Origin of the sequence: Pseudomonas sp. LBUM920, from assembly GCF_003852315.1 — a bacterium.
Lineage (GTDB): Bacteria > Pseudomonadota > Gammaproteobacteria > Pseudomonadales > Pseudomonadaceae > Aquipseudomonas.
The window spans coordinates 3,650,905-3,663,045 of record NZ_CP027762.1 but is presented as its reverse complement, the minus strand read 5'-3'; the positions used below and the strand labels follow the sequence as shown (position 1 = coordinate 3,663,045).

Sequence of the window (12,141 nt, the reverse complement as noted above, 5' to 3'; positions counted from 1 at the left end):
TTTTGCTTCTACCACTCAGGTCGGCTACTAGGCCGCCGTGCTTTGCTTTTGATTTTGATCTCAGGCGCCCCGTTAAACCACGCTGGCCGAACGCAGGCTTGAATCCGTGGGTAATCCGGCAGGACGCCGGGTTAGCCGTGTTGGGCCATGGATGGCCCGTCACGGCGGCCCACGGATTCAAGCCGGAGTGAGGGCACACCGAGCCTAAGCGAGGTGCCGAGTGGTGGGGCAAGAGCCCTTTGGTTACTTTGGGGCTTTTCCAAAGTGACCCGCCGTGAGGGCGGAACCCAAAGCGGCCATCCCCCAAACAACGGATAATCACCCGGCCAAACCCAGCCCCCGCGCTCACACCTCACCCACCACAACCCAACGCGCTTCACGGGCAGCCACACGAATCGCCGTTGCCAACTGCTCAACCGCCCATGCCCCCTCAAAGTCAGTGCCCCCCGCGCCTTGCCCCGCCAGCGCCATGATCAATTCGTGCACCTCCAGCGTTTTCAACTCGTTGTACCCCAGTTGATGCCCGGCCGCCGGGCTGAACGCGGCATAGCCGGGCAGGGCAGGGCCGGCCAGCAGCCGTTGGAAACCGTCCTGGCCGAGCCGACACACCCGCAGTTCATTCAAGCGCTCCTGATCGAACGCCAGCGTGCCTCGCGTGCCGCTGATTTCAAAACTCAGGTGGTTCTTGTAGCCGTGCTTGAGCCAGCTGCTGCTCACCGTGCCGCGCGCGCCGTTGGCAAAGCGCAAGAGTGCGTGCACCTGGTCATCCACCGCGATGGGTTTACGGTCGCTGCTGCCGTAGACGACCGGGCGTTGGGCGTGGACGGTCTGGGTGTCGGCGCACACGCTGTGCACCTCACCGACCAAGTAGCGCGCCATCGACAGCAAATGACTGCCCAAATCCGCCAAGGCGCCGCCGGCATGTGCCACGTCACAGCGCCACGACCACGGTGAGGCCGGGTCGGCCATGAAGTCTTCGCTGAACTCGCCCTGGAAACTGATGATTTCGCCCAGTTCGCCGTCGGCAATCATCTGCCGCGCCAGGCTGATCATCGGGTTGTGCTGATAGTTGTAGCCCACCCGCGTGACCACGCCGGCCGCACTTGCGGCGCGGCGCATGGCTTCGGCCTGCTGCAGGCTGACCGCCAGCGGTTTTTCGCAATACACCGCCTTGCCCGCTGCAATCGCCGCCATGGCCATGGGGTAATGCAAGTGATTGGGCGTGGTGATGGCCACGACATCAACGGTGGGGTCATCTATCAGCGCCTGCCAGTCGCCGTGGGCCTGGGCAAACCCCCAGGCGGTAGCGCAACGCTGTGCGCGTTCGGTGTCGGCATCGGCCAAGGTGGCCAGGTTGAGGTGTACCGGCAGTTCGAATACCGCGCGGGCATTGTTGAACGCCAAGGCATGGGCGCGCCCCATGAAGCCCGTGCCGATCAGGCCGATTCCGAGTTCACGCATAGCGGTGGTCCTTTGGATTATTGTTTTCAGGACGCGTATTAATGGAATAAATATTCTCTAAATTCAAGAGATGGAATAAATATTCATTAATCAGCCTGGGTAATGCACTCATATTCAGGCCATCGTCATAGCCCGCCAGTTAACAAAAGATAACGTAGCGCCGATTGTCAGACGATTCGAAAGCCCGATAGGATGGCCCCTGCTTCCTTCAGGCGCTCTAGATTGCAGGTTTCAGAGGCCGGCAAGGCAAGATGACCTAACAATAATAAATCGGGAGAAAGGTCTATGAGTGAGCCTGTCATGGGTTGGGTTGTTTGCCGCCCGCGCGCCGCACGCAAGGTTGCGATGCTGGCTACAGCGCTCTCGCTGCTGGGGGTGTTGTCGACACCCGTGCTGGCAGCCGATGAAACCGGCGCACCGCCGGCATTTGCGATTCAATCCCCCAAGGCCGCCAGAGGCCTGATGATCGACGTAGTGCACGCCGGCTCCCGTCTGGTGGCGGTCGGTGATCGCGGGCACATCCTCTATTCCGATGACCAGGGCAGCACCTGGACCCAGGCCAAAGTGCCGACTCGGCAACTGCTGACGGCGGTGTTTTTCGTCGATGAAAAACACGGCTGGGCTGTCGGCCACGACGCACAGATTCTTGCAAGCGCCGATGGCGGCGCCACCTGGACCCAGCAATACCAAGACCTCAAACGCGAAGCCCCCTTGCTCGACATCTGGTTCAAGGATGCCGAGCACGGCCTGGCCGTGGGCGCCTACGGTGCGTTGATCGAAACCACCGACGGCGGCAAAACCTGGGCAGACGTCAGCGACCGCCTCGACAACGAAGACCAGTTCCACCTCAACGCCATCGCCTCTATCAAGGACGCCGGGCTGTTTATCGTCGGTGAGCAGGGCAGCATGTTCCGCTCCAGTGACGACGGCCAGACCTGGGAAAAGCTCGAAGGCCCGTACCAGGGCTCGCTGTTTGGCGTGATCAGTACCGCTCAACCCCACACCCTGTTGGCCTATGGCCTGCGCGGCAATCTCTACCGTTCCACGGACTTTGGCAGCACCTGGGAACAGGTTGAGCTGAACGCGGCGCGAGGTGCCCTGGAATTCGGCTTGTCCGGCGCCACGTTGCTCGACGACGGTTCGCTGGTGGTGGTCGGCAACGGCGGCAGCGTGGTGGTCAGCCATGACGACGGGCAGACCTTCAGCGTGTTCAACCGCCCAGACCGCATTTCACTCTCGGCGGTCACCGCGGCGGGCAACGGCAACTTGATTCTGGTCGGGCAGGGTGGCGTGCGTGTGGCCTCCGCCGCCGGTGCAGAGCTCTCAAAATAATAAGAAGGCGGGGTTTCAATGAGCAGTCATCACAACGATAAAGCGACCTTTCTTGAGCGCCTGATTTTCAACAACCGCCCGGCAGTGATCGTTATCTGCCTGCTGGTGAGCATTTTTCTGTTCTGGCAGGCGACGTTGATTCGCCCGTCCACCAGTTTTGAAAAGATGATCCCGCTCAAGCACCCCTTCATCGAAAAGATGATGGAGCATCGCAATGACCTGGCCAACCTGGGCAACACGGTGCGCATCTCCGTGGAAGCCAAGGACGGTGACATCTTCACCAAGGAATACATGGAGACCCTGCGCCAGATCAACGACGAGGTGTTCTACATCTCCGGCGTCGACCGCTCGGGCCTCAAGTCGCTGTGGAGCCCCAGCGTGCGCTGGACCGAGGTCACCGAGGAAGGCTTTGCCGGCGGCGAAGTGATCCCGCAGAGCTACAACGGCTCGCCGGAAAGCCTCGACCAGTTGCGCAACAACGTGCTCAAGTCCGGCCAGGTGGGGCGCCTGGTGGCCAACGACTTCAAGTCGAGCATTGTCGACATCCCGCTGCTGGAGTCCTACCCGGACCCACAGGACCAGGGCAAGTTGCTGGCCCTGGACTACCGCAAGTTTTCCCACGAACTTGAAGACAAGATCCGCGACAAGTTCGAAGCACAAAACCCCAACGTCAAGATTCACATCGTCGGGTTTGCCAAGAAGGTCGGCGACCTGATCGACGGCCTGGTGATGGTGGTGATGTTCTTCGGCATCGCATTTGTCATCACCCTGATTCTGCTGCTGTGGTTCACCAACTGCCTGCGCAGCACCGTCGCGGTATTGAGCACCACGCTGGTGGCAGTGGTCTGGCAGCTCGGCCTGATGCACTTTTTCGGCTTCGGCCTCGACCCGTATTCGATGCTGGTGCCGTTCCTGATCTTTGCCATCGGTATTTCCCACGGCGTGCAGAAGATCAACGGCATTGCGCTGCAATCCAGTGAGGCGGACAACGCGCTGACCGCCGCCCGACGCACATTCCGGCAATTGTTTTTGCCGGGGATGATCGCGATTCTCGCCGACGCGGTGGGCTTTATCACATTGCTGATCATCGACATCGGCGTGATCCGCGAGCTGGCCATCGGCGCCTCCATCGGCGTGGCGGTGATTGTGTTCACCAACCTGATCCTGCTGCCGGTGGCGATCTCCTACGTAGGCATCAGTAAACGCGCCATCGCCAAAAGCAAGAAAGATGCGCACCGCGAACACCCGTTCTGGCGCCTGCTGTCCAAATTCGCCAGCGCCAAGGTCGCGCCGGTGTCCATCCTGCTGGCACTGATCGCCTTCGGTGGCGGTCTCTGGTACAGCCAGAACCTGAAGATCGGCGACCTCGACCAGGGCGCGCCGGAACTGCGCCCGGACTCGCGCTACAACAAGGACAACAACTTCATCATCAACAACTACTCCACCAGCTCCGACGTGCTGGTGGTAATGGTCAAGACCCGTGCCGAAGGCTGCTCGCGCTACGAAGCCATGGCGCCTATCGACCAGTTGATGTGGAAGATGCAGAACACCGAAGGCGTGCAGTCGGCAATCTCGTTGGTGACCGTGTCCAAGCAGATGATCAAGGGCATGAACGAGGGCAACCTGAAATGGGAAACCCTGTCGCGCAACCCCGACGTGCTGAACAACTCCATTGCCCGCGCCGACGGCCTGTACAACAACAATTGCTCGCTCGCGCCGGTGCTGGTGTTCCTCAACGACCACAAGGCCGAAACCCTCGACCGCGCAGTGCATGCGGTGCAGGATTTTGCCAAGGAAAACAACAGGGACGGCCTGGAATTCATCCTTGCCGCCGGCAACGCCGGGATCGAAGCGGCGACCAATGAGGTGATCAAAGAGTCGGAACTGACCATCCTCATCCTGGTGTACCTGTGCGTGGCGACCATGTGCATGATCACCTTCCGCTCGTGGGCCGCCACCCTGTGCATCGTGCTGCCGCTGGTGCTGACCTCGGTGCTGGGCAACGCGTTGATGGCGTTCATGGGCATCGGCGTCAAGGTCGCGACCCTGCCGGTGGTGGCGCTGGGCGTGGGGATTGGCGTGGACTACGGCATTTACATCTACAGCCGTCTGGAAAGCTTCCTGCGCGCCGGCCTGCCACTGCAAGAGGCCTACTACCAGACGCTCAAGTCGACCGGCAAAGCCGTGCTGTTCACCGGCTTGTGCCTGGCCATCGGCGTGTGCACCTGGATCTTCTCGGCCATCAAGTTCCAGGCCGACATGGGCCTGATGCTGACCTTCATGCTGCTGTGGAACATGTTCGGCGCGCTGTGGCTGCTGCCGGCGCTGGCACGGTTCCTGATCAAGCCTGAAAAACTCGCGGGGCAGAAGGGCAACTCGCTGTTTGCACACTAAGCCCGACACCGTCGCGCAGTGCCGCGTGGCAAGGGCGCAATGCCCTTGCCACACGGCCTGTCAGGTTAGGAAGTGGCCCAGCGCAAAGCACAGGGCCCGGCGTCAGCGCGGTGCCCGTGGCACTGGCGCGATGGCCAGGAACAACTGATCCACGGGCGGCGTAATCAGCACATACAGAATGTGGGTCAACAGTTCGCCGCCGGGTTCCGTGCGGGTATGAAGGTCGGCCTGGACATGCTGCTTGAGCAGGTCCTTCTGCGTGTACTTGCGCTGTTCCGGCAGCTTCAGGTGGGCACGTGTGTAGTGGGCGGGCAGGGCGTCGGCATGGGCGTAATGAAAGTGCGCATACCACAACACCACCGGCGGTTTCTTGGCCTTGTCGTACACCGCGTACTCGGTGAAGAAGTCGCCGCTGAGGGTCGGGCGCTGCGGGTCGGCCAGGCTGGTCAGGTTGATGTCGATCTGTTTTTGTTCCCACAGGTAATTGAGGCTCTCCTGGGTCGGCCATTGTCGTTTGTACGCCGCACTGCACACGCGCTGCGCCAGACGGCTGATGTCCCTGGCGTGTGCCCGGTATTCATCGATCAGGCGTTGCACCGCGGTTTTCTGCGCCAGATGGTCGCGTGCCAACTCATCGGCCAAGGCCGTGAGTTTTCCGGCGTGGGCCATGAGCAATTCATTCCAGTCACCCGGGTCGACGTGTTGACGGGTCAACGGCGAGTCGAGTTTTTGCTGCTCGGCCGTGATCAGTTGTTCAATGCCTTTGCGTTGTTCGATCAGCGCCTGGGCCAGGCCTTTGAGGGTGGCCAGTGAGCGAACCTGGGCTGTGCCGGCCGGGGCCGCCGGGTCCTTCGCGGTCGTGGCCCAACCGTCTGCGTGTTGGCTGAACGAGGCAATGGTTTCACCGGTCAAGGCGTCGGTGAGGGTCAGTTGCTCCTGGCTGTGCTGTGCATCGGCAGGCTTGAGCTCACCGATGAGGTAGGCTTTTTTGCGGGTTTTAAATACCCGTTTGGCCGGGTTTTTGGGACGCAGGGTTTTCGACAAGGGCAGCACGACGTCCAGCTCTTCCTGTTTGCGTACCACCGCTTCAAGTTCGCTTTGCGCAAGCGCCTGGGCAAATTCAAGGCCTGTCAGCAGGCGTTCGGCCTCCGGGCGCAGGCGCCCGGGGTTGAGCGCCTTGAGGGCACGAATCGCATCCTCATGACGGCGGTACCGGTCAAGGACCGTCTCATACACATTACGTTGCTCGGCCAGCGGGTATTCGGCACCGCTGCGCACTTCGACGTGAGACTGCAGGGCTTGGGCCAGGTCGCTTTGTTCAAGCCGGTTGAGGTAAAAGTCCTCCTGGGGTGGCAATCGTCGGTCGGCCGTCGCCACGCTGGCGGCGGCGAGGTAATTGAGCGCATTGAGCCTCAGGTTGTTGGCGAAAAAATTCTGCGGGTATTGGATCTGCGTCAGGCATTCCTGGCGGATCACACGGCCCGCCACCGAGTCCTGTTCCAGTTGTTCGAGCGTATGCTCCATGACCGCCGCGACCTCGGCCATGTGCTCGCGGATATTGGCCGATTCAACCGTGTTGCGGATGTATTCGTCGTAGACGGTGGTGTCTCCCAGCAGGTTGTCGACAAACATCCTGCGTGCCATCTGCGCCATGGGCTCGCCCGCGCTGGAAAAACGCATGGCGTTCAACCGGTCCAACAACAACGTCTGGATGGCCGACTGCTGGTTCCATAGGGTCCCCAGGATTTTTGCCCGGTCATGCACGTGCACGCCGGCGCCGCCGACCCTTTCCAGCTCCTGGCCCACCTTGACCATTTCCAGGCGTGGGGGCAGGGACTGGGCAAATTGGTCTTCGAGGTTCTGCAGCAGAATCTGAAACTCGGTGCGTCGCTGCTGGTGGTTCAGGGTCTCCTGCTGGTGCCGCGCCGTCAGGGCCGGCTGTTGCTCCGGCGTCGCTTTTTGCAGAAGATTCCAGACCAGTTGCACGGTTTTGCGTTGGTTTTTCAAGGCGGTGGCGGCAGATAACATCTGCTCCATGGAGGCCAGAAAGGGCGCCATCAAATGGGTTATTTGCGTATTGAGTGCCTGCCCGCGTGCGAGCAGCGCGTTTTTTCTACGCTGGTTCTCCTCGCGCAAGGCCGCCATCCGCTTGGGGCCACCGCCCACCAGCTTGAGGCCGCGGTCCAATGTCCAATGGCCTTTTCCATCGGTGCGAAGCTTGATGCCGGGGTGGTCGGTTTTTTCGGGGTGCACGATATACACGTCGCCAAAACCCGGAACGATGCTGGCCCTGAACAGCAAACCACCGATCGAGGCATGCCAGACCCCATTGAGGTTATACAAACCCAGGTGACGCCCGGCGCTAACCTGCGCAGGTAGGGGCTGTGGCCAGGCCAGGCTGAATGCCCGCAGTTTTTCCAGCAGCGCTGCCGATGCTGCGTCGCTGGCCAGCGAATGATCGAAATCCACCAGCGTGCGGCCACCGCCGGGCGGTTCGCAAGGCAGGCCGACCGTGCCACGTTCAATGATCGCCGGCTGGCTGGTTGCCGCGCCCAACGCTGCACGCCGCAACGCCGGGAACATGGGCAAGGCTTCGTCCCGTACAGGGTGCACCGGCGCCGCCGTGAGCGAGCCGTGATGCACCAGCAGCAAAGCGATGTTTTGCAGCAGATCGACCCACGCCAGCGCCTGCGTCTGAGGGTCGTCACTTTCCAGCGCCGGCACATCGTGCGTCAGGCCCTGCACCAGTTGCATCAGCCAGCCGATTGCCGCCAGTGGCCCGCGCACGGCCATCAGCAGGGTATTGAAGCCCAGCTGCATACCTTCCAGGATCAACGCCCAGCGGCTCTCGCTATTGGACGTGGACTCGCGCTCAGCCTGCGCCAGCAGTTGCCGAGTCTCGCAGCCGAACAGGTACTCCATGAGGCTGCAATTGTTCAGGGCCTGGAGGATTTCGTCGCTGCTCTGGTCGCCAGCGGCGGCCAACTGCGCAGGTTCAGGCACGCGCGGCAGCGGGTCGAATTCCGAGCCCAGGCCGACCCGCACGTAGTGAGGCTGGGTAAACCCACCGTTGCTGTAGATGGCTCTGGCCGATTCCGGCAACCAGGTCAAAACGCTGTCCTGCAACGCGCCGGGCCGTACGAGGGCGGCCAGCAGGCTGTCGCGACTGGCAAACTCCAGCAGCGAGTCGCGATAGGCCGGCCGATACAGCAGGTGCGGGCCTCGTTGCGTATCGAGGGGCTCGATGATGAACATGTTTTGCACCACGTCCGCCGTGGCGCCGGGCTTGCGCACCAAGGCCAGCACCCGCATGACGATGCTTTCGCCGTCGACCTGGCGCCCCGTGGAGGCCGGGTTCAGCACGGCATTCACCCACAGGATGCCGCGCGGTGTCAGGCCAGCTTCGCCTTTGAGCCTGTGCTCCAGCGCTTGAGTTTTCAGCTGCACCGGCCGTTGCTGTTCGAACAGGCGCTTGCGTTTTTGCGCGGCCTCGGTATCGCCGAGCAGCTCCTGGCGCAGGTAAAGAGGGTAATTTTTGCCGATGTCGACACGCTGGACCAGTTGGCGAATGGCGTCGGCTGTCAGCCAGGCTTCGATTGCCCGACCGGTGCGGTGGCTGAGTGTCATGCGGCCATTGGGCGCGCCCGAGAGGTTTTTAAGGGCCAGATCCACCAGGCTCAGGGTCACCGGTTCGACATAACCGCCGGCCAGGGTGCCCACCGCCACGTGAAAGGTCAGTTGCAGATCGTCGGCGTGGTAGCCACTCGATCGAGCGGCAGCGTCGCAGGCGCGTTGGCCACCCAGGGCGACGCTGCGATCCAGGCACAGTTGGTGGTTCAAATGTTCGGTTGCATAGCTGCGCAAGGTTTCCAGGCTGTCGAAATCCGAATCGCCAAGGGTCAAGCGGCGGATGCCGGCCTGTTCAAGCAGGCACTCACGGTAAGCAAGGCGCTCGGCCGCGCTGGCGTGCTGCAGCCAGGCGGGCAGGGCTGCGCGGATCGAATTCAGGGTTGCCAGCGGTGTGGTGGTCGAGGGGCTGAAGACTTGCGCCGGGTTTGTAGCGGCAGCAAACCGCAGTTCCAAGGTCTGCACGCTGGACCCGGCCGGGAGCTCAATGGCCGCGAGAGCCTCCAGTTGTCCCTCAAGTATGAGCGCGGCTTGCGCCTCGAAAATATTGCCGTCGGGCTCGTACTGCTTCCAGGTGATGCGCTGCGCGCGAAAACGCTGCTGCAGGTGCATTCCCCAGGCCTGGCCGAAGGCCTCGAGGTCGGCGTACGCCTCGATCTGCCCCGATACGCGGCACAGCAACACCTGCGTCGGGGCGACCACCAACACATCGCTGGCTTGCAGGGTGAGTCGGCTGCCTGCCTGCTCCAGAACGGTTTCCAGGGTATAGGCACGCACGGCCTTCTGCGGCCAGGGGCGTTGGGCGCGCGTACTGCGCTCGGGGTAACGGGCCAGTGTGAGGAGCGTATCGAGCTGTCGTGCCAGGCTCCCTGGCTGGCGAATGGCCGAGTCGAGCAGCGCGCCGTGCAGCACGCGGGCCAGCCACTGCCAGCGGCTGCCGCCGGCCTCCGTGTCCTGGCTCCAGTAGGCTGCCAAGGCGTCTTGAAAGGCGATGCTCAGAATCAGCGGCAGTTCTCTGATAACGGTTTCGATGACTGCCAGGTCATAGCCGTGCGGGCCATTGGCCTCAAAGCTCAGTCGGGTTCCCGTGGCGTCGCCCAGGTAGCAGTCCAGGCCGTAGCGCATGGACACATCGGGAAAGCTGCCATCGGCCAGGTGACTGAGCGCCACCTCCAGCAGCGGGAGCAAGCTGCGTCCGCCGCCGTCACGGGGTATGGCCAGGCGCAGGTCAGCGAGCGCAGAGCGCAGCGGCGGGTATTTTTCCTTCAAGTGGTCGGCCAGCAACTGCGCAGTGACTGAGCGCAGCGTCGGGCGAGTGAGAAACCGGGCTTCAACCGCTTGTCGGGCCGGGTGTGCAGCAGGGACGGTGTTCGGGTCTGTCATGGGTATTCCTTTACAGGGGAGCAAAACGCGCCCCAGCAAAGTAATGCGCTGCGTCGCCCGGAGGCGGTAGCCCGTTATGGCCTTAGGTGCAGGCAGCAAACTGGCCTATCATTAGCGCTTTGAACCTGATGAAAGACTGTGATGACTGATAATTTGCCTGCCGTCCTGAAGACTTCCGACATGCTTGAAATCGATGGCCTGCATGCCTTTGATTTCACCTTTGATGAACAGGCCTTGCTGATCACTGCCATGGACGGCCGTGCTGAAAAACGCTGGCGTTTCAGCCTGGAGCAGGTGCAGGCCGCCACCTTCGATGACACCTTGCAAAGCTGGACCCTTACCGGTGATTCGGGCGAGCACCGCCTGATCTGCATGAGCGCTTTCACCGGCAACAATAACGACGAGGATGAAGCGGATGATGATGCGTAAATTCTGGCCCCTGCTGATGGCGGGCAGTGTCGGTGCCATGTCTGTGCAAGCCGCCCAGGCAGACACCTACGAACTGCTGGTGGGCAGCTACACCGCCGGTACCAGCGAGGGTATCTACCGCCTGCAGTTTGACAGCCGTACCGGTCAATTCAGCGGCAAGCCGGTACTGGCCGCGAAGGCGGCCAACCCGTCGTGGCTGACGATCTCCAAAGACCAGAAGTATTTGTTCGTGGTCAACGAGAACGGCCCGGGCCAGAAAGACCCGGTCGGCCGCGTCAGCAGCTACAGCATTGACCCGCAGAACCATCAATTGACCCTGATCAACCAGGTGCAGAGCCTGGGCAATGAACCCACCCATTCCAGCCTTGCCGCTGATGGGCGTTACCTGTTCGTTGCCAACTATTCGGTACTCGAAGATCCGGGTGGCAGCCTCGCAGTCCTGCCGGTTGACGCCGCTGGCAAGCTGTCGGCGCCGGTGCAACTGAGCGGGCATCCGTCCAGCCGGGTAAACCCGGAGCGCCAGGCCTCCAACCATGTGCATTCGGTGGTGTCATCGCCGGACGGCAACTACGTGTTTGTTCAGGACCTGGGCGCCGACAAGGTGTTTGCCTACCACTACGACCCCAAGGCCAACCCTGAACTGCCGCTGACCCCGGCCAACCCTGCCGCCGTGCCAATGCCACCGGGCAGCGGCCCGCGTCACTTGCTGTTCAGCGCGGATGGCAAGCATGCCTGGCTGACCACCGAGATGAGCGCTCAGGTCGCCGTGTTCGATTACAACGACGGCAAGCTCAGCCAGACCCAACTGGTCGATTTTGCTGCCGGGCAGCCGGTGGCCGACAAGGCCGGTGCGGCGCTGCACGCCTCCAGCGACGGCAAATTCCTGTACGTGAGCAACCGCGGCACCGCGAACCAGATGCTGGTGTTCAGCATCGACCCGGCCACCGCGCACCTCAAGGAACTGCAGCGCCGCTCCGTGGAAGGTGACCACCCGCGCGAGTTCAGCCTGGACCCGAGCGGCAAGTTTTTGCTGATCGCCAACCAGAAAAGCAACGAAATCGTGGTAGTCGAACGCGACCCCAAGACCGGCCTGCTGGGTAAAACCGTGCAGAAATTGCCGATCGATGCCCCCAGTGACCTGAAGTTTCTGGTGCGTCAATAAGCCACAGGCCCCGCCATGCGGGGCCTGACTCGGTGTATTAATTCTATTAATAGCGGCTACTGTTTCAAAGCATTACCAAGGTTCAGCCCTCGGGCGTAAGTTGGGTTCCAAGGCCTTCCCCGGCCACCTAAACCAACGAACACAAGGGTTACCGACATGAACTTGAACCTCTTCTCCATCATCGCCGCTTCCGCTGTTTCCGCCACCGTGGCATTGCCTGCCGCCGCCAGCGTGGAAGTGTCCGGCAAAAAATCCAACACCACGGCCTACACCCAGAAATACCTGCAACAGAGCGCCAACTTCTACGCCGCACTGGATCACAAGACCCAGCACTGAGCGTGAGCTGAGCGACG

General features: G+C 61.8%; 7 protein-coding genes. 5 read left to right on the top strand and 2 right to left on the bottom strand.

All coding sequences use genetic code 11. The annotated features are described in order from the left end of the window. Positions 1 to 345: 345 nt before the first annotated feature. Positions 346 to 1,461, bottom strand: a complete 1,116-nt coding sequence (locus C4J83_RS17090; protein WP_124417707.1) for a Gfo/Idh/MocA family protein — start codon at positions 1,459 to 1,461, stop codon at positions 346 to 348. 300 nt (positions 1,462 to 1,761) lie between these two features. Between C4J83_RS17090 and C4J83_RS17085 the strand changes: the two genes are divergently transcribed. Beyond that, the gene (locus C4J83_RS17085) at positions 1,762 to 2,793 is read left to right on the top strand and encodes a WD40/YVTN/BNR-like repeat-containing protein (protein WP_177416174.1); all 1,032 of its coding nucleotides are present in this window, start codon (positions 1,762 to 1,764) and stop codon (positions 2,791 to 2,793) included. Between the two features lie 18 nt (positions 2,794 to 2,811). Then, positions 2,812 to 5,187: an efflux RND transporter permease subunit gene (locus tag C4J83_RS17080; RefSeq protein WP_124417705.1), complete on the top strand. Its 2,376-nt coding sequence runs from the start codon at positions 2,812 to 2,814 to the stop codon at positions 5,185 to 5,187. Positions 5,188 to 5,289: 102 nt separating this feature from the next. Here the strand turns inward: C4J83_RS17080 and C4J83_RS17075 are convergent, their stop codons facing one another. Then, entirely contained in the window at positions 5,290 to 10,197 is a 4,908-nt protein-coding gene (locus C4J83_RS17075; protein WP_124417704.1) for a hypothetical protein, read from the bottom strand. A gap of 141 nt (positions 10,198 to 10,338) precedes the next feature. Here C4J83_RS17075 and C4J83_RS17070 point away from each other — a divergent pair, with 141 nt between their 5' ends. From C4J83_RS17070 to C4J83_RS17060, 3 genes are all read left to right on the top strand, one after another. Beyond that, positions 10,339 to 10,626: a DUF5629 family protein gene (locus C4J83_RS17070; protein WP_119735885.1), complete on the top strand. Its 288-nt coding sequence runs from the start codon at positions 10,339 to 10,341 to the stop codon at positions 10,624 to 10,626. Then, positions 10,613 to 11,788, top strand: coding sequence for a lactonase family protein (locus C4J83_RS17065; protein WP_124417703.1), 1,176 nt, complete (start codon positions 10,613 to 10,615; stop codon positions 11,786 to 11,788). Before C4J83_RS17070 ends, C4J83_RS17065 begins: the two co-directional genes overlap by 14 nt. Before the next feature lie 156 nt (positions 11,789 to 11,944). Further along, positions 11,945 to 12,124, top strand: coding sequence for a hypothetical protein (locus tag C4J83_RS17060; protein ID WP_106580498.1), 180 nt, complete (start codon positions 11,945 to 11,947; stop codon positions 12,122 to 12,124). The last annotated feature ends 17 nt before the right edge of the window (positions 12,125 to 12,141 follow it).